General features: G+C 48.5%; 16 protein-coding genes. 6 read left to right on the plus strand and 10 right to left on the minus strand.

What is annotated here, in order from left to right:
• Positions 1-292 precede the first annotated feature (292 nt).
• The gene (locus MKMG_RS07030; protein ID WP_165076885.1) at positions 293-3,865 is read left to right on the plus strand and encodes a tetratricopeptide repeat protein; all 3,573 of its coding nucleotides are present in this window, start codon (positions 293-295) and stop codon (positions 3,863-3,865) included.
• A 113-nt stretch (positions 3,866-3,978) separates the two neighbouring features.
• Here the strand turns inward: MKMG_RS07030 and MKMG_RS07035 are convergent, their stop codons facing one another.
• The 6 genes from MKMG_RS07035 to MKMG_RS07060 all read right to left on the minus strand — a co-directional run bounded on the left by MKMG_RS07035 (position 3,979) and on the right by MKMG_RS07060 (position 9,567).
• Entirely contained in the window at positions 3,979-4,536 is a 558-nt protein-coding gene (locus MKMG_RS07035; protein WP_165076886.1) for a hypothetical protein, read from the minus strand.
• Entirely contained in the window at positions 4,514-4,930 is a 417-nt protein-coding gene (locus MKMG_RS07040) for a tetratricopeptide repeat protein (protein ID WP_165076887.1), read from the minus strand. The genes MKMG_RS07035 and MKMG_RS07040 overlap by 23 nt, the downstream gene beginning before the upstream one ends.
• A 443-nt stretch (positions 4,931-5,373) precedes the next feature.
• A complete protein-coding gene (locus MKMG_RS07045; RefSeq protein WP_165076888.1) occupies positions 5,374-6,546 on the minus strand; it encodes an aconitase X catalytic domain-containing protein in 1,173 nt (390 codons plus the stop codon).
• Between the two features lie 6 nt (positions 6,547-6,552).
• Entirely contained in the window at positions 6,553-7,794 is a 1,242-nt protein-coding gene (locus tag MKMG_RS07050) for a UbiD family decarboxylase (RefSeq protein ID WP_165076889.1), read from the minus strand.
• Positions 7,794-8,345 (minus strand): UbiX family flavin prenyltransferase, encoded by a 552-nt coding sequence (locus MKMG_RS07055; RefSeq protein WP_165076890.1) that lies wholly within the window; start codon positions 8,343-8,345, stop codon positions 7,794-7,796. Before MKMG_RS07055 ends, MKMG_RS07050 begins: the two co-directional genes overlap by 1 nt.
• Before the next feature lie 16 nt (positions 8,346-8,361).
• Positions 8,362-9,567, minus strand: a complete 1,206-nt coding sequence (locus MKMG_RS07060; protein WP_165076891.1) for an HD domain-containing protein — start codon at positions 9,565-9,567, stop codon at positions 8,362-8,364.
• 54 nt (positions 9,568-9,621) lie between these two features.
• Between MKMG_RS07060 and cofD the strand changes: the two genes are divergently transcribed.
• From cofD to MKMG_RS07075, 3 genes are read left to right on the plus strand one after another with little or no spacing between them, the layout of a single operon-like run.
• Positions 9,622-10,542: a 2-phospho-L-lactate transferase gene (gene cofD, locus MKMG_RS07065; RefSeq protein ID WP_165076892.1), complete on the plus strand. Its 921-nt coding sequence runs from the start codon at positions 9,622-9,624 to the stop codon at positions 10,540-10,542.
• Positions 10,539-10,985, plus strand: a complete 447-nt coding sequence (locus MKMG_RS07070) for a hypothetical protein (RefSeq protein ID WP_165076893.1) — start codon at positions 10,539-10,541, stop codon at positions 10,983-10,985. Before cofD ends, MKMG_RS07070 begins: the two co-directional genes overlap by 4 nt.
• Entirely contained in the window at positions 10,982-11,872 is an 891-nt protein-coding gene (locus MKMG_RS07075) for a 2-phospho-L-lactate transferase CofD family protein (protein WP_165076895.1), read from the plus strand. Before MKMG_RS07070 ends, MKMG_RS07075 begins: the two co-directional genes overlap by 4 nt.
• A gap of 2 nt (positions 11,873-11,874) precedes the next feature.
• Here MKMG_RS07075 and MKMG_RS07080 read toward each other — a convergent pair whose 3' ends face one another.
• From MKMG_RS07080 to MKMG_RS07090, 3 genes are read right to left on the minus strand one after another with little or no spacing between them, the layout of a single operon-like run.
• Positions 11,875-12,066 (minus strand): hypothetical protein, encoded by a 192-nt coding sequence (locus MKMG_RS07080; protein ID WP_165076896.1) that lies wholly within the window; start codon positions 12,064-12,066, stop codon positions 11,875-11,877.
• Between the two features lies 1 nt (position 12,067).
• Positions 12,068-14,821: a HEAT repeat domain-containing protein gene (locus tag MKMG_RS07085; protein ID WP_165076898.1), complete on the minus strand. Its 2,754-nt coding sequence runs from the start codon at positions 14,819-14,821 to the stop codon at positions 12,068-12,070.
• A 5-nt stretch (positions 14,822-14,826) separates the two neighbouring features.
• Positions 14,827-15,288, minus strand: a complete 462-nt coding sequence (locus MKMG_RS07090; RefSeq protein ID WP_165076900.1) for a universal stress protein — start codon at positions 15,286-15,288, stop codon at positions 14,827-14,829.
• Positions 15,289-15,412: 124 nt separating this feature from the next.
• Between MKMG_RS07090 and aspS the strand changes: the two genes are divergently transcribed.
• Both aspS and MKMG_RS07100 read left to right on the plus strand, forming a co-directional pair.
• Positions 15,413-16,702 carry an aspartate--tRNA(Asn) ligase gene (gene aspS / locus MKMG_RS07095; RefSeq protein WP_165076901.1) on the plus strand — a complete coding sequence of 430 codons (1,290 nt, stop codon included), beginning with the start codon at positions 15,413-15,415 and terminating at the stop codon, positions 16,700-16,702.
• Entirely contained in the window at positions 16,699-17,592 is an 894-nt protein-coding gene (locus tag MKMG_RS07100) for a methionine synthase (protein WP_371415200.1), read from the plus strand. The genes aspS and MKMG_RS07100 overlap by 4 nt, the downstream gene beginning before the upstream one ends.
• A 10-nt stretch (positions 17,593-17,602) precedes the next feature.
• Here MKMG_RS07100 and MKMG_RS07105 read toward each other — a convergent pair whose 3' ends face one another.
• Complete coding sequence (locus tag MKMG_RS07105) at positions 17,603-17,818, minus strand: hypothetical protein (protein ID WP_165076903.1); 216 nt, start codon at positions 17,816-17,818, stop codon at positions 17,603-17,605.
• Between the last annotated feature and the right edge of the window lie 96 nt (positions 17,819-17,914).

Genomic DNA, 17,914 nt, shown 5'->3' on the forward strand with positions numbered 1-17,914 from the left:
CTTTGAGCCTGTGGAGGCAATACCACTACATCACGTTTCTGTGATGCAAGTGTTGTCAATGAAGCAGGAAGCCACGCCCTTTAGGGCGTGGTAGTTCACCACACCCTTGTTGATTAATTCCATGTTTCTGCCGATTCAGGAAATATGCTGCACATTTTTGCCCACAATTATACATTTTATTTCCTAACGAAAAACTGCATATCAAATCATTTAACTATTAATACCAATTGTAAATTAATATAGAGATTAATTTCAAACATTTAGCTGTTTGGTACCATAGTCTGGAGATGTTATGGCAGACATATATGTAAATAGATATTTTGAAGGTGAGGACGGATATCTTATTCCTGCCGAATATAAAATATATCTCGACTCCGCAAAAGAAGACGATTTGACAGGTCTTTTGGGAAAATACAGGGCCCTTTCTGTTGATGCCAAAAACGGCATTTTGGACGTAAAAATCCCTAAAGATCCCAGTCTTATCCATACGGTTGCAAATGAGATAGAGCAGATGCTCAGATGGTCAAGAGACCTTGATGAAAAATATAACGAATCTGCTGAAGAGGGACTTTCTGAATCAGAAGAAACTGCCGGAATTAATGAAGATAAAAATAATTCAGAAGAGCACCCATCAGAACGATCTGCAGTTTCCGCCGTGTTATTCCCTGGGGAGGCAATAAATGAAGAACTATCCGGCGCGGAAAAAAATCCTGCGGTCACCAAATTCGCGTCAGAATCTGTTGCTTTTTCCAAACCTGCGGCAGACCTGGCGGAAGAAAATGAGACAGAAGAGGATACTTTTTCAGAAGAAGATTATCTCATTCTGGAAGAACCGGATTTCTTAGGTACAGATCCTGAAAGCCTGATAAAATCACACGAAGATGCAGATGAATCTGAAAACAGACATCATCAGGAATCCCTCATAAATGGAATCCCAACAGAAATATCTGTTGAATCCGGCATTCAGGAAACAAGCAATCTGGATTCGATCTCCCTTTCTGATGAAAAAAGTCTGTCTGAAAGCGGGTCTGAAGAATTTGCTTCTACCGGGACATCTTTCCCTGACCTTTCTGCTTTAGATTCTTCATTTGAGGATGAGCTATCTGCTTTCAACGATGAATTAGATGTATCTGAACCGGAGTCCGAAGATGTGGAATCTGTCGAATCTGGTGTTCCCGACCTTTCTGGATTAGATTCCTCATTTGAGGATGAGCTATCTGCTTTCGGCGACGAATTAGATGTATCGGAACCGGAGTCCGAAGATGCAGAATATGTCGAATCTGGTGTTCCCGACCTTTCTGCTTTAGATTCTTCATTTGAGGATGACCTATCCGCTTTTGGCGACGAATTAGATGTATCGGAACCGGAGTCCGAAGATGTGGAATCTGTCGAATCTGGTGTTCCCGACCTTTCTGGATTAGATTCCTCATTTGAGGATGGGCTATCCGCTTTCGGCGACGAATTAGATGTATCTGAACCGGAGTCCGAAGATGTGGAATCTGTCGAATCTGGTGTTCCCGACCTTTCTGCCTTAGATTCCTCATTTGAGGATGAGCTATCCACTTTCGGCGACGAATTTGATGTATCGAAACCGGAGTCCGAAGACGATTTATCCTCTGAAATTGCGGCATTTACGTCTTCAGAAACCGAAGAATCCTGTCTGGTTCCCGTCCCTGAAGAATTGTATCCAGATGAAGACGAATTTATACATAAGTTTTCATCTGAAGATGAAAAGGATCTGGGCAACGAATCTTTGTTACTTAAAAAGGCCGAAGCACTCTATTCTGAAGGCAATTCCATCGGTGCTCTTGAGGTTTATGATCAAGTCCTTGATATAAATCCCGAAAATAATGATGCATTATTAATGCGTGCAACTATTCTGTGCGACACAGGCAGATTTGAGGAGGCTCTGCCTGCATTTGAAAATGCAGACGGCCTGGCCGAGCTAAAACCTGAGCATCTGTTCAGGCTTGCAGACGCACAGAAAGCCTGTGACAGAAACAACGATGCCCTTGAAACCTATGACAGAATACTCTCGCTTTCTTTGGATGATAGTGAAGCTCTTCTCCAGAAGTTCAGTCTCCAAAAAGAGATTGGAAGAACGGATGAGGCCTTATTGACCCTTGAAATATTGATAAATGCAAATCCGTCCGAATACAGTTTGTGGTACGAAAAAGCCCTCTTTGATGAGAAGTCAGGCAAAACTGAAGAGGCGCTTTCTGATTATGACCGTCTTCTCTTACTAAACGGGGATTTCACCGAGGGCTGGGTCAGAAAAGCGATTCTTCTGGTAAAACTTGATCGTCATTCCGAGGCGCTCGTATGTTATGAGCATCTTGTTGCCAAAAACCCCAGGAATGCAGGACTTTGGTATTCCAAAGGTCTTGTTCAAAGAGTCGTCGGCCGGTATAACGAAGCACTTCAGGCATTTGAGGTATCTCTTGCCTTATCTCCTGATGATACAGATACAATACATGAAAAAGCCAGTGTTCTTGCCGCTTTGAACAGAAACGATGAGGCCCTGGAGGAATACAGACGTATTCTTGAAACAGGGGCAGAGAATTACATTATCTTCTGTGAAATGGCCACAATTCAGCAAAAAGAAGGACATTATGATGAAGCAGTCCTGAATTACGAATTGGCTCTTTCATACAATCCCAAAGACTTAAAGATCCTTTCAGACAAGGCGGAATGTGAAAAGAATGCCGGAAGAACAGATGAAGCGATAGCAGACTATAGAAGGCTGGTAAGAACTGAACCCAACAATGAAGGTGCATGGGCCTCTCTCGGAGACCTTTATGAGACTACAAACCGCCCTGACGATGCACTCTCTGCATATAATGAGATTCTGGACATAAATCCTGGTTCAGAGGATGCAGTGAGAGGAAAACTCGGAATACTGATAGAAATGTGCCGTTACGAGGAGGCACTGCCGCTTTATGGCACGCTGATTGTCAGAAACCCGAATGACGCAGAGGTTATTGCAGGCAAAGGTTCTGTCCTTGCAAAATTGAAACGTTTTGATGAGGCAGTTGTAGTATACCGTACCGCAGTAAGAACCGATCCTGAAAATGCCACAATCATTCTGGATCTGATTGCAATACTATCCGATCTCGCCCTTTATTCCGAGACCATTTTCTATTATGACATGCTTATTTCCCTTCTTCCCGGTGATTCTGACAAATTAATGACGTCAAAGGGAATGGCACATTACCGTGCAGGCCAGTATGAGACCGCAATTTCGATATTTAAGAGACTTTCTGATATGCGGCCTGATGATCCGGATCTGATACTAAAAACAGGTCTTTCATTAATTAAGCTTGGAAAACCCGAAGATGCGCTTATGTGCTATCTGAAAACTCTGGATATTGATCCAGAATACAGCAATGTGTGGCTTAAAAACGGGATCAGCGCGACATCGTTTATTGAATGGGAGTCATCTGCCCCTGCGATACCTGGGATGCGCAGGACTGCCGGAGAGAGGACTCATGTCAAATCAAATGATTCACCCGTTAAAGAACCTGTGTTGACATCTGCTGCAGAGTACAGCATTCAAAAGCCGAATAAGAAGGCGCCGCAGCAGAGGCCGGGAGAGGGACAGCTAAACAGTCCGGAATATCTCTGCAAAAAGGGGATATCACTTACAAAGCACGGATATTACGATGCCGCAATAAAATGCTTTGAGAGGGCTTTTGCTCTCAACCCTGACAATGCCGCCTCCATATTCTCACAGGGCGTTGTACATGGAAAAGTTGGCAACTACCACAAGGCTATAGAGAGCTTTGACAAAGTCCTTGAGATTGAACCCGGACATGAGGGTGCAATAAAAGGAAGGAATATGGCTTTAAAAAACCTATACGATTAAAAAATCTGCACCTTTATCTTTTTTGAAAGTATTTGTCGACAGAATTTTTATATATCACATAAAAAATTCAAAAATCCGGGCAATTTGAAAATTTAAAAGAAAGGGGATGATATTTACTTCCAGAACATCCATCTGGGCTTCTGAACCATATCAACATTATCATCATCACCATCGGGTGTTGATTCTTTGCCATTTTCACTCTCAAGTGCAGGCTTTAATGACGACTGGAGTACCCTGCTGTGGGCCGCTGCCTGTGCCTGAAGATGCTCTATCATCTGGCTCAGGTCATTTATTCTGTCATCCTTGGAAGAGGCGATCTGATCTGTTGTTGTAATGCTCATCGCCTCAATTCTTGAAATGCTCTCTTTCATATCATCGATGCGCTGATCCTTTTCAGATATCAGTTTGCTGTATGCATCCTGAATCCCATTTTGCGCCTCAACCTCTCTTTTCAACTGTAATATTTCTTTATTCTGAGCTTCGATAATCTCGTTATTTTCGTTGTCAAAGGAATCCGGTCCGGTTTCTTCCGCACTTTTCACTGAATCTGATGCACTGAGATACTCTGTGCATGCTATCCTGACCCATTCTGACTTTTTAATATCAAGTTTTTCAGCAGCAGATTCTATTTTTGCGCCGAATTCATCATCAACATAAACTGAAATTCTCATTTATTTCTCCCCGACTCTGTTGATTTTCGGTTTGCTCCATCCCATTTGAAATATTTTTGTTGATCTTAATTCCGGGATTTCCGGGATTTAAATCAAGAGCTTTTTTGAAGCATTCTTCTGCCTCGCCAAATCTTTTCAAAACAGAAAGGGCTACGCCCCTATTGTTTAAGGCTGCGGCATTATTCGGATTTATCCTAAGCGAATGGTCAAAGCTTGAGGCTGCCTCCTGCAGTCTTTTTATATAAAAAAGTGCAATCCCCTGCCTGAACCATATAAGATCATTATCTTTTTCCATCGAAAGGGCCTTGTCAAAGCAGTACAGGGCTTTCTCATGCATATTGGCATTACAGAGAGCAACCCCCTTGTTGTACCAGTAACCGACACTCACTTTCATAATATCTACACCCGCAAATACGGTCTCATGACTTGGAATATATTATTTTATAATGTGTTAAGCCAGATATAGACATCCATTCGTTTTTATAGCCAACGTTTGCCGTTTGAGCCTGTTCACCTGAGGATCATGCCATTTATATTGATCCATTTTTTGCATTTTTTGTCAGAAAAATTTATAAGACAATTTAAGAATTGCCATTCATCAAATCATAAAAAGTCCCAGTTTAACCTCAAAATCATAGTGATTATGGCATCAAAATTAGAGTAGATGTAGTTTTTGGTCTTTCATTTTCAGATTTCTGCATCAATTACTTCTGGATGATAATCTTTGAATTCTGCAGTTGCAATATATGCAGATCATCACTCACATTCAGCCTCTCTGCAGTCATATACGACAGATTATCCGACAGATCATAGTAAAATATTAAAATTGATATTGGGTTATTCACCCAGAGCAGTGGCAATACATTCCTCTGTAGAACCGAGAACTGCCTGCGCACCACACATATTCGGCACATACGCAAACGCCTTGCCTGAATTGACCATAATCGTGTCAAAGTGATCCATTCCGGGCGAGACAACGATACAGGTGTCCTCCCATACCCGTGCACCTGACCGCTCAATTGTCCCCACAAGATTGGGATGCGCCTGTGCCACACCTCTTGCAGCAAAGATGTACAGTGGTTTTGTCACCTTTTTTCCCTTCAGGAGACCTGCAATCTCCTCCAGTTCATCCTCTGAGCAGTGCGGACATCCGATTGCCACCGCATCAACGGTCCGCTCCTCAAAGAGCGCCTCAATCTCTTCCCCGGTGATGGTGATCGTTTCAAGGGCGGAAACATCTGTACCGCGTTCCTGCAGCACACGGGAATCAGGGGTGATACCATCGACATGATACAGTGCCACCGCACCACTGGCAGCCATTGCAGCGCCAAGTGCCTTCAACTGGTCGCGGTTTGGCCGTAATCCGTAAAAGAACGGCACACGGTTTCCCGCCTCCTTTCCGGCGAGATATCCGATGGCACCGTAATGACTGGCATGAAGGGTCTCATCCGCTTCAATCCGGAATGCCACCTGTGGCATCCGGTTCTCCCAGAGATGCAGGCCATAATACGGGGTTTTTCCGATAATTGCAGCAGCAAGGGCAGACGGCCCCCCCTCACGGTTTGTGCGGGCACCGATGACAGAGTTCGCATAACTCACGGCAGACGACTCTGACCATGCAATGTGTTCTCCATAGGACGTCCGGTTGATATAATACGGCGTACAGGTGCACTCCAGTTTAACACCCAGCCGGTGGTATGCCTCCAGGACAGCATTCTGTTTCTCCGCAAAATCAGAGGAGATGCCCATCTCCTGCCAGCGTTCACGCGGCATCCCGATGGGGTTGAGGACAGCAGGCACTGCCACCCGTGCATCAAGACTTCTCAGCCATTCAAGGCCCCATCTTCCTATCGTCTTATATGATGCACCGGCCACCTGTGCACTGGTGATTGGCACAAATTTCTCTGCCCCGAACACCTTCCCAAGGGCAACGAGAATCTCCATCATCTTCCTGCGGGTTTCGCCATATTCTCCCGCAAGAACCTTTTCATCATCTGAATCAAGGTACATTATATATCAGTCCCATTCTGCTCTGATAAACTTCTCCTCTTCTCCCATGACCATTGTTGCGTCAATACCCATCTTCACATTGGTACCATCACCAATACGGCAGGGGTCAAGAGATGAACCACGGACTCCTTCAATGATCATCACATCACGGTCCGCACGCACGCGGGTTGCAATGGCATACTCCACATCTTCCATCCGGAACGGGTTGATATCCTCGTCAACCACCACCACATGTTTCAGGGATGTATGAGCAGCGAAGGCCGCCATAATCGCATTCTTTGCATCGCCCTGCGTGCTCTTTTTAATCTGAACAATGCCATGCAGATACCCGCATCCACCGGTTGTCAGCACTACATTTTTCACCCGTGTCACCCCTGCAACCGCCTGGAAGATTTTTGGTTCATAGGGCATGCCCATCAGGATTTTGTGTTCGTTACCGGCCGGAAGAATCCCATGGTAGATGGCACCGGGCTTCATATGCATACCGGTAATTTCAATCACCGGACCCTGCCGTACCGGGTCATAGGTGCCGGTGATATCCACGAACGGACCTTCTTCCGTGGTCTCACTGCCAATATATCCTTCCAGCACAATCTCTGCATCCGGCACACGCACACCGTTTGAACAGCTATTCAGTTCAATCTCACCGCCCAGGAGTTCAGCAGCATACTGCATCTCCTTTCCCTGCGGCACGCGGGTGCATGAAGCAAAGGTCACTGCCGGATGAGTCCCGATGGTGATTGCAACAGGCAGGCGTTCTCCATCGGCAAGGGCATCCTGGAGAAGAGAGTGGGTATGCCTCCCTTCCACCAGCCGGGCCGCAAGCCTTCTCTCATCCAGCACCTGCATACGGTGAATGGATGCATTTTCAACGCCGCCATATTGTGAGAAGACGACCGCTGACGTCAGATATCTCCCTGCATCAAGGGGGAAATGTTTCATCACCGGAAGCGAGCCAAGATCCGGTGTGCCCATATTCAGGCGGGCCCCATCAGTAATCAGACCATTCTGCCCGGTTGCCGCCAGGCGGGGCACAATATCATGTTCAGGAATTCCAAGTGCACAGGAGAGTGACGCACGCGATGCAGTCACGTTCATCACACCCCTTCTGTCACCGTCCAGTTTATGGAAGAAGATCAGGTCATCGGTCTCACTGGCCAGTTTAGGGGCTTCAAAGACTGTTGAACAGGGTTCTTCAATATCAATAACCCGGCCTTCCTCCCGCATTCTCTCAATAAAATTTCGCATTAGTATTCACCACTCCATCGTATACTGAGTGCATGGTCGACATTCATATGATCAAGGACGCGGGCCACCACCATATCGACCAGATCCTCAATAGACTGCGGCCGCGTGTAAAATGCCGGGCTGATGACCATGATGGTTGCCCCGGCCTCATCAAGGGAGAGCATATTCTTCAGATGAATCCGCGAAAGGGGCATCTCACGCGGCATCAGAATACATTTCCTTCCCTCTTTCAGGCAGACGTCCGCTGTTCGTGTAATGAGATTATCTGAGAATCCGGATGCAATGGCAGCAAGCGTCTTCATGCTGCACGGAATGATCACCATCCCGTCATACCGGAATGACCCGCTTGCAAGATCGGCGAACATATTGGCATTATCTGCATAGACAACGTCAAACCCGGAGAAGTCCACACCTTCGTACTCTGCAATTTCGTGTGCAATATCTGAGATGATGAGATGCACTTCTGCTTTATCCTGGAGAACTTCCAGAAGGCGCCGTGCATACACCATCCCGCTTGCACCGGTCACTGCCACAACAAATCGTTTCTTCATATCAACAACTGCCTGCCTAAAGTATTAGTTTGTCCTGCTTAGTTGGCTTTTTGATTGATAATACCCTGCCTGCTGCATTCGCAACAGCATCCTGCTGACCGGGTATGGTATATATTCCCAGACGCCACTGCCCTCTCCTGGCTTTATTCAGGGCCGTCAGGAGGGGAGATATTTCTTCAAGGGATTTCAGATCATAATGGTCCTCGACCCTGACACCCATCCGCATCTCTGATGGAAAGGCAGGGATGTCCACAAGCACAGTGATTTCATCAACCCCTGCCTCTGCAGCAATCTCTCCTGCAATTTCACGTGACCGGATAACTGAGATTCCCTCCCGATACCCCTCTGCATTGACCTGGTCCTGACCCACATAGATTGCACGTTTGTAGAGGTGACGGTCAAGAATTCGCTGTGTCAGGCTGACAGCCTCCTCTGAAGGTGAGGACAGAAGGGCAGCAATAAAGGCGAAATCATTCATCCGCACCATTTCATGGTATGCTTCCCCTCCCACCGCAGTGGCATGTGCCAGACTTGCTAAAAGTATCATTGATTCTGCAATCCGTGACACATGGTGATAATACACAGAGGGACGCATGAGTGTTCTCGCAAGAAGCAGAGATTCTGCAGAATTAATCCCGTTTTCCCGAAGATACAAGCCATATTCATCATTTATTGCACTGCTGTGAATCAGCCGGTCAGGATCTACTGTCCCGTACGGCACTCCGGTGTAATGCGCATCGCGCATCAGGTAATCCATACGGTCAACATCAAGATCTCCGTGAATGATTCCTGCATACCGGTGGGTGCCGTTCACCATCGCCGCAATCTCATCCGGGTCAACTCCTGTCCTGGAGAGGACAGGAGCCATATCCTCAGTCAGCAGGGGTGCAATGTCATCATGCCCTCTTTTGCAGAATTCGGTAAGGAGCGGTTCTGTTGCATGCGAAAACGGCCCGTGCCCAATATCATGCAGAAGACCTGCCGCTTCTGCGAGAAGGCATTCATCGGCATCTAAACCAAGTTCGCGGGCCATGCTGCCTGCCAGATACATGGTCCCCACAGAATGTTCAAACCGTGAATGGTTCGCACCGGGATATACCAGATGGGAAAAACCGAGCTGCCGGACATAGCGGAGACGTTGCACCTGGGGAGCATCAAGAAGAGGGAGGAGGTCATCGGATACACGGACGTGGCCATGTACAGGGTCTTTTATTGTCTTCATCTCTGCCTCAGGTTAAGAATCAACATATATTTAGTGATAAAACTATTGTGTGACATGATAACGTTCCTCTCCGGCGGGACCGGTACCCCGAAACTGATGCGTGGATACCGGACACTCATGGAAGACCATGAGATGACTGTCATTGTAAACACAGCAGAGGACATGTGGTTCTCCGGCAGTCACCTCTCACCAGACCTTGATACCGTGATGTACCTCTTTGCAGACCTCCTTGACACAGAGAGGTGGTGGGGCATTGAAGATGACACCAATATCACCAGTAAATTTCTGGAAAAGATAGGGTATCCCGAACCGGTTACCCTTGGGGACAGGGATCGTGCGGTCAACATTGCACGGGCAGATATGCTCCGCGCGGGAATGACACTCACTGGCGCAACCCGGCACCTCTCATCCCGTCTCCAGTGTGATGCAACAATTCTCCCGATGTGTGACACTGAAGTTACTACCTGCATCCAAAGCAATGGTAGTGAGATGCACTTCCAGGAATACTGGGTCAAACACAGGGGAGCGGTGCCTGTAGACGCCGTTGTCCGGAGATGCAGTGAATCACCTGTGGCAACGAAACAGGTGCTGCAGGCAATCCGTGATGCCGATGCAGTGATCATCGGACCATCAAACCCTGTTACCAGTATATCGCCGATTCTTGAATGCGAGGGAGTAAAAGACGCGCTCAAAGATCAGTTTGTGATAGTAATAAGCCCGTTTATTGGTGATGCCCCTGTGAGCGGGCCTGCAGCAGAACTGATGATGGCCTGGGATATGGCACCAAACGGGCAGGCAACCTATGATCTCTACCGGGATTTCACAGATGTATTTGTACAGGATATCCGTGACCCTGTCGCGATAGAAGGGGCTGTTCGTCTGGATACTCTCATGACAGACAAAGAAGTCGCACTGGCACTTGCAGAAAGCATTCAGCAAATAATTGACACTGCAGCAGATCACATAAATTCATGACACAGGAACACTACGCATTTCGTGAAATTGACCGTGCTGTGGCGATGACGAAATCCATTCTTATTCCGTTTGACTTAGGGATCTGGCTTCGCCTGGCACTCATTGCCCTCTTTGCCGGAGGTGCGGCAGGGGGCATGCAGTTTTCATCAGGCTCCCTCTCTTTCGATGATATCGGAGACGGGGAATTCTTCAGCTCTGTTATCCCACAGGACCCGGACGCCCTGCTCTCATCCCTGCTGTTAGTCACAGGCATTCCCCTGATGGGAATCCTTATTGCAGCATTTTTTGCAGTGGTTACCTTCTGCGGACTGATGGCAAGTGTGCCGTTTGTGACGTTTTTGCGCACGTATTCACTCTATGTCGTCGGGGATTTCGATGACAGATATGCCCTTCTGCCAGACCTGCCATCACCTGACGCGGGGGAGGCGTCTGAAGCAGTATGATCACCTTCATATCAGCCGGGAGAAAATCTGCCCGTCTCATTGCAGGATTTCGTTCGTTCATGGATGATTCAGCGATTACTGTCATCACATCAGCTGCAGATGCAGAGGAATCACCATGCGGCTGTTCCATTCCCGATCTTGATACCCTGACATTTCTCTTTGCAGGCGTCCTCAATACCAAAACATGGCATGGCATACAGGGCGATACCTGTACAACACACCGTGCCCTCAGACGCCTTGGCACAGAAGAACCACAGCCGGTGGGAGACCAGGAACGTGCCCTGCACATATCACGGGCACAGAGACTGCAGGAAGAGCGCCTTACCGATGTGACAGTTGCTATCAACCACACCTATGGAATCATGGCACACATTCTCCCGGCCACCGACAGTATTGGAGGGTGGTCAGTCACCACCCCGTCCGGGCGGATGCCCCTCGCCCGCTACAGAACCACATATAGTGATGACACCCATGCCTGTGCAGTACATGCTCCGCCAGGCAGTATCCCTCATGCGAGCACAGAATCTGTTGAAGCAATCCGGAACAGTGACATCGTGATCATCGGTCCCGGGAGGCCGGTCACCGGCGTCATGCCTGCACTGATGTGCGCAGGCATCCCTGAAGCGCTCAGGGAGGTTCCCGTCATCTCATTTGTCCCGTTTACCAGTGAACGAAGTATGAAAACTGATCTGAGAGTGTATACCCCGGAGACCGTGGCCGAATGCCCGGTCTATGACCGTTTCACCGATCTATATCTTATGGATATGCGTGACCCTCTCGTTTTTGACGGCGCTCTCCATGTTGACACGCGGACGGGTTCACGCAGCCGGCGGGAGTCACTTGCATGGGACATTATGGCACTCGCAGAAGGTCTGAAAAAAGATTGACATCATTGATTTCCGATGTCAGAGATTGCAACGGTTACATGTTGGATGAAATCAGCCATGCCCCGGAATCCGTCAATAATGGCCTGAATGAATGTAAGGGTTCCTTCGAGGTCGATCCCGTCATTACCCCCGTCTGCCCCGGATTTCGTGAAATCCGGCAGTGACGTTCGTATGTCCACCTTTCTTCCATCCATATTATCTTCCTTTTTCCATTTTCCGGATAATCTTCTGCAGACTCCACTTTCCGGCACCCTCATGTGACGCAGCAGTTTCGCGAATGAGGGGGGCTGCATCATTATCCTGATCTGCAGGCGACTCTGCAGATACATCCGAAAACAGACCAGACTCCCCGGATTCAGTATGTTCCGGACCAGAAATTTCTTTCCTGCCGCCGCTGCCGGAGAAAACATCCACAATCAGATTCTGCACAGGAGATGGCATCGTGTGCACCATTGCAGAAAGGATCCGTGTTCTGCTGGCCCCTTCCTTTTTCAGGTCTGTTGTCTTCCCGGTTGCAAGCAGAAAGAGTCTTTCTTCCACAGTATCCTCAGGCGACCAGCCAATCTTTGAAAGGAGGGTGCTGGCATGCATCGCAAACTCCCGATCTCTTCCACGCATTGCAGACATGAGGTCAGCTTTCAGACTGCTCTTATCGTCATATAAATCATCAAGAAGAGCAGAGGAGAGAGACTTATCTCCTCCCTCAATGCGAAGCACCAGTTCTTCACAAGTGCGGGAATCCAGACGGGTAGTCCCCGGAGATATCTCATCAGGTATCCCACCAGATACCTGTGTCTGTCCCGGAACTCCGACATCTGCTGATTCTGACATATCATTAACAGACGACGAGGGGCTCTTCGCGGTAATATCGGAATGATTTGGGGAAACAGCTGACACGCCGACGTCTTCTGCTGAACGTGTTTCTTTGATAATACGGCTGTCTGCACCATCCTCTCCTGCAGTGTCCGGATTAATCTCATTTAACGCAAGAAGTGCAGCATCCTTTGCAACACCTTCGGCCTGTGCAATGAACGTCCGCAGTGGCTCAATGGCCCGGTAATCATGCTGCACAATTGCTCCCCGTATTGCCTCCCTCACCCGGCAATCGGGTTCATCAAGATGAGGCAGAAGGTATGGCAGTGACCGGACATCACATATTTCCCCCAGTGCCAGTGCCGCAGTAATGCGGATTTCAGGATCCTGCGCATGAAGCGACCGGATAAGAACAGGAAGGCCGGATTGCCCATACATTGCAGCTGCATGTGCGGCAGCATCACGGACCATCGCATCTTCGTCAGAGAAGAAGTGTACGATATGCGGGAACGCCCGCTTGTCATCCATCATCTGAAAGGCCCTGACTACGGCAAGACGCACATCAACGGATGAATCCTTTGAAAGAAGCGAGAGCACCTTCATCATCGATGGCTGTGCAATAGACCCGACAGCATCTGCAACCGCTGTCCGTACAATCTGACTGGTATCGTAGGCAGCTTTCACGATATATGGATAGGCACGTTCACCTTTCATGGAGAGCACATCAATTGCAGCAGCCCGAATCGCTTCATCCTTCGATGAAAGGGCTGCAACCGACATCTCAAAGGAGATATTGTGGGCCTCCACTCCCTCGTTTATGATTGCATAGATCTGCTCAGTTGACATCTTCTGCAGTCTCAGGCACTTAAATCCTTCAATCACTTGTTTCTGGTTTTCCAGGATCTCAGAATCAGATGGCCCTTTGCTCTCTTCTGCCCCTGAAATCTTCTTTTTCTCATCTGCCTGCTTCTTCACCTCTATTTTATGCTCTTTTTGAATATTTTCACGTCTTAATTGATGTTTTATTACAGATTTCCTGAAGAGACCGGCAATTTCTCTTTGCTGTGACTCCGGGAGTGACGGCAGAATTACCTGCAGCTCCTGCGCTGCATCAGGACCCAGTCCTGCCAGGGCACATACTGCACCCGCCCATTCATTATCACCAGAACGCACAATGCGGATGAGATCCGGAATGACCCTGTCACCAAGCCGCATAACTGCATCCCAGTTCCCGCAGGCGATCGAATAACGAATCTGTTCATCCTGTGTCCGGGGGGTCCATCCTTTTCGTTTCAGTGCATGTGCCGCATCAATACGAATCTGCGAATCAGCATGACCCAGAGCACTCACCAGGCACTGTTCAGTCTCAGGTGTATCATAGCGCATGAGTGCAGAGACTGCTGCAATACGGACTTCCGGGTCACCGTCATCCACATGCGGCAGAATGACGGACACTACCCGGCTATCACCAATCTCTCCCAGCGCCTGTAGAATCTGCCTTCTGAGAACCGGGTCATCCCTCTTCACCAGGGAGAACAGAAGGGGGAACGCACGTTCTTTTAGCCGGACAAGCTCCTTCCAGTCGTCACACAAAAAGAAAAACAACGCTTTTTCATCAGGATTTTCCGGAATCCATTCAAGACGCTGCAGGCACATGGCTGCACTACGCTGTTCTTCCCCTTCTGCGTGATATAAAATATCTTTCAGTACCGGGATTCCTGATTTCCCAATAAAACCAAGCAGACGGATAGCCCCCAGTCTTACATTCAGGTCTTCATCGCCCGTACTTGTCACAAGAGCATCAAATGCATCCTCACCACAGTGCATGACGGCACGGCCAAGAGCGCTGCCCACTTCGGTTCCGGCATATCCGGCCAGTGTGAGAACAGCCAGATGGTCTGATCCCCCAGACTGAACAATGCCCCGTGCCACATCCATCATATCATGGGCATCCAGACTACCAAGTACATCAGCAACGGCTTGCGGATCTCTCTCGCCAAAAATCAGAAGAGCATCAATGGCCGCTGTGGCATCATCGCCGCCCATCCCTTTCAGGTAAAGACGAATAACACACGGATAATCATATCTCTCAATGCATTGTTCCAGCGTGGGCCCGGATCGCCTGAAAAAACCCATCTTTATTATTCCTTCCTTTTCACCCGTATAATCATCGTATTTGTGCGGGCATGTGTCACGACTGCAGAACTTACGCTGCCCAGCAGAAGTTCTTCGATGCCTGTCTTCCCGGTTGATCCCACGACAATACAGTCTGCACCAATCTCTTCTGCACAGCGGAGGATCTCTTCTCTTGGGTCCCCCCATACCGGGTGTGGCGTTACAGAAATGCCAATACTTTCTGCCTCTTTCTCTGCATCTTCAAGTGCTTTCTTTGCTTCTTCAGCCAGAAATTCAGTTATCAGTTCATAATTTACATCAATGACATCTGCCTGCTGACCTGCAAACATTGACTGCACTGCTCCCGGGTTCGTGACACAGATCGTATGCAAAAATGCATTATGCCGAAGTGCTTCCTCTGCTGCGGCATGCACAGCTTCTAACGATTCGGGTGAACCATCTGTTGCAACAAGAATTGTGGAAAACATCTATTTTATCCATGTTTTTCTTTCATAGAGGGCAGATTAATCTTTGTATTGCTGAATGTCACCGGCTCTCACCGGGAGAAAAATAACTTACACTTTAAGCACAGACAGTACACCAGATTTGGCCATGAGAATACCTATAAAGGACGTAACACCGGAAACCGAACGAGCAGTTGTTATCGGATGGATTAATGAAGTCCGTGACCTCGGAGGCCTTGCATTCTATATCCTTCGTGACAGAACTGGGTTCCTTCAGGTTACAATCGTCAAAAAGAAGGCACCGGAAGCAGTTATTGCTGCTGCAAAAGAGGCATCACGTGAGTCAGTTGTCCGCGTAACAGGTAGCGTAAAAGCAACGGAAAAAGCCCCTGGCGGCCGTGAACTTATTCCCGAAACCTTTGAAATAATCTCACGCGCAGAGAGTCCGCTGCCGCTGGATGTTTCAGAAAAGGTTCCTGCGGAAATAGACACACGTCTCGATAACCGCTATCTGGACGCAAGGCGCCCTCGTGTTGCTGCAATATTTCAGATCAGAAGCACAGTAACCCATGCAGTCAATAGCCTCCTCTATGAAGAAGAATTTATCAACATTACAACTTCCAAGATCGTCGCAGCGGCAACAGAAGGAGGGACAGAACTCTTCCCGCTCGCATATTTTGAAAAAGAGGCATTTTTAAACCAGAGCCCACAGCTCTACAAGCAGATGATGATGGCTGCAGGGTTTGAAAAAGTATATGAAATCGCCCCGATATTCCGGGCTGAGGAACACAATACAACCCGGCACCTCAATGAGGCCACATCCATTGATGTGGAAGTCTCCTTTGCAGACCACCATGACATGATGGACCTTCTGGAACGGGTAGTTGTGCGGGCATATACGTCTGTTGCAGAATCATGCGGGCCCGCACTGGAGGCTCTCGGGATAGAACTTGCAGTCCTAAAAACTCCCTTCCCCCGCATCACCTATGCTGAGGCCATTGACATTGCAGCACTCTCCATTGAAGAGGATATCAGCTACGGTGATGATCTCTCGACCGCTGCTGAAAGGGCTATCGGAGAAGAGATGGGAGAACACTACTTCATCACCGACTGGCCCACAGAAATAAAACCATACTATGCCATGCCCTATGAGGACAACCCCACAGTCTGCAAGGCATTTGACCTGATGCACCCAAGAATGGAACTCTCCAGCGGGGCACAGCGTATCCACGAACATGACCTGCTTACCACCCAGATTGCAGCAAAAGGCCTTTCACCGGATAGTTTTTCATTTTATCTCCAGCCATTCAGATATGGCATGCCTCCGCATGCAGGCTGGGGTCTCGGCATGGACAGGCTCATCATGACCATGCTTGGTCTGCAAAACATCAGGGAAGCAGTCCTCTTCCCACGTGACCGTCACCGCGTAACCCCATGATGCCTGAACAGATACTCCCGACCACTGTTGTCGGGAGTTATCCTGCGGTCGGGTCAGGCGGCCTTGGGGCCCTGCTTGATCCGTTAAAACCCGCCCGCAAGACTGCAGTATCCGACCAGATTGCCGCAGGGATTGATATCATCTCTGACGGCCAGGTCGGCAGGGATATGATTGCGCTGATTGCGGACTTCCTGCCGGGTGTAAAGGGACAGGATGTCACCGGACAGATTCATCCGGCTGGAAAACCAATCACCCTTCCCGGAGTGAAATATGCCCTTTCACAGCATCCGGCGGTGAAAGGTATCCTCACCGGACCAACAACTCTTGCCCACGGACTTGCTCTGAAGACACCGGTATACCGGGACAGAAACGAACTGATTCCTGACCTGGCGCTGGCACTGGCGCAGGAAGCACGGTATCTGGCAGATGCGGGGGTCACCATTCTCCAGCTGGATGAACCCATTCTTTCCACTGGGACTGCGGACATGACCGTTGCACGCGAAGCGGTGAGCATCATCACCAAGAAGGTGACAGTTCCATCCTGCATGCACGTCTGTGGAAATATCAGAGGATGCATCGATGAAATTCTTCAGTTTCCGGTTGATATTCTGGACTTTGAATTCGCGAACAACCCGGACAACTTAGATGTTCTCTCCCAGTCTGACCTGAAAGGAAAGAAGATTGGATTCGGGTGTGTGGACTCAGCGGACCGGGAAGTCGAGAGTGTAGCAGAGATCAGAAAGCGCATCACAAAAGGAATTGATATCTTCGGTGCTGAAATGATGCTTCTGGACCCGGACTGTGGTCTGCGGATGCATTCCCGCGAAGGCGCATATAAAAAACTGGAACATCTGGTTCTTGCTGCACACCAGTGCAGGGAAGAACTCTGACACTTTTCATTCAGACAACACGTGCCGTTGTTGAAAGATCTATTCCCTCTCCAGTAATGTTATAGGGGAACAACCGGCCTGGCACATTGGCATTTTTAATTTTTGCAATCTCCATTTTTCGTTCAATCTCATTTCCGTGACGCTCGTCAATGAGGTGAATGTAGACATCTGCATACCGGATAACAGCAATCTCATCTTCTACCGGATGTACATCATCATATAGCAAAACAGGATCGTCCCCCCGTCCTGTGTGATCATCCCCCCATTATTCTTAATAATTGAAATTGCTGTATCAACACCGCCATTGCGTATAACACTGGAG

Source organism: Methanogenium sp. MK-MG, assembly GCF_009914725.1.
In the GTDB taxonomy this organism is placed as follows: domain Archaea; phylum Halobacteriota; class Methanomicrobia; order Methanomicrobiales; family Methanomicrobiaceae; genus Methanogenium.

Excerpts from the sequence above, each read along its gene's own strand:
- MKMG_RS07030 (WP_165076885.1), top strand. The coding sequence starts at position 293 with ATGGCAGACATATATGTAAATAGATATTTTGAAGGTGAGGACGGATAT.
- MKMG_RS07035 (WP_165076886.1), bottom strand. The coding sequence starts at position 4,536 with ATGAGAATTTCAGTTTATGTTGATGATGAATTCGGCGCAAAAATAGAA.
- MKMG_RS07040 (WP_165076887.1), bottom strand. The coding sequence starts at position 4,930 with ATGAAAGTGAGTGTCGGTTACTGGTACAACAAGGGGGTTGCTCTCTGT.
- MKMG_RS07045 (WP_165076888.1), bottom strand. The coding sequence starts at position 6,546 with ATGTACCTTGATTCAGATGATGAAAAGGTTCTTGCGGGAGAATATGGC.
- MKMG_RS07050 (WP_165076889.1), bottom strand. The coding sequence starts at position 7,794 with ATGCGAAATTTTATTGAGAGAATGCGGGAGGAAGGCCGGGTTATTGAT.
- MKMG_RS07055 (WP_165076890.1), bottom strand. The coding sequence starts at position 8,345 with ATGAAGAAACGATTTGTTGTGGCAGTGACCGGTGCAAGCGGGATGGTG.
- MKMG_RS07060 (WP_165076891.1), bottom strand. The coding sequence starts at position 9,567 with ATGAAGACAATAAAAGACCCTGTACATGGCCACGTCCGTGTATCCGAT.
- cofD (WP_165076892.1), top strand. The coding sequence starts at position 9,622 with ATGATAACGTTCCTCTCCGGCGGGACCGGTACCCCGAAACTGATGCGT.
- MKMG_RS07070 (WP_165076893.1), top strand. The coding sequence starts at position 10,539 with ATGACACAGGAACACTACGCATTTCGTGAAATTGACCGTGCTGTGGCG.
- MKMG_RS07075 (WP_165076895.1), top strand. The coding sequence starts at position 10,982 with ATGATCACCTTCATATCAGCCGGGAGAAAATCTGCCCGTCTCATTGCA.
- MKMG_RS07080 (WP_165076896.1), bottom strand. The coding sequence starts at position 12,066 with ATGGATGGAAGAAAGGTGGACATACGAACGTCACTGCCGGATTTCACG.
- MKMG_RS07085 (WP_165076898.1), bottom strand. The coding sequence starts at position 14,821 with ATGGGTTTTTTCAGGCGATCCGGGCCCACGCTGGAACAATGCATTGAG.
- MKMG_RS07090 (WP_165076900.1), bottom strand. The coding sequence starts at position 15,288 with ATGTTTTCCACAATTCTTGTTGCAACAGATGGTTCACCCGAATCGTTA.
- aspS (WP_165076901.1), top strand. The coding sequence starts at position 15,413 with ATGAGAATACCTATAAAGGACGTAACACCGGAAACCGAACGAGCAGTT.
- MKMG_RS07100 (WP_371415200.1), top strand. The coding sequence starts at position 16,699 with ATGATGCCTGAACAGATACTCCCGACCACTGTTGTCGGGAGTTATCCT.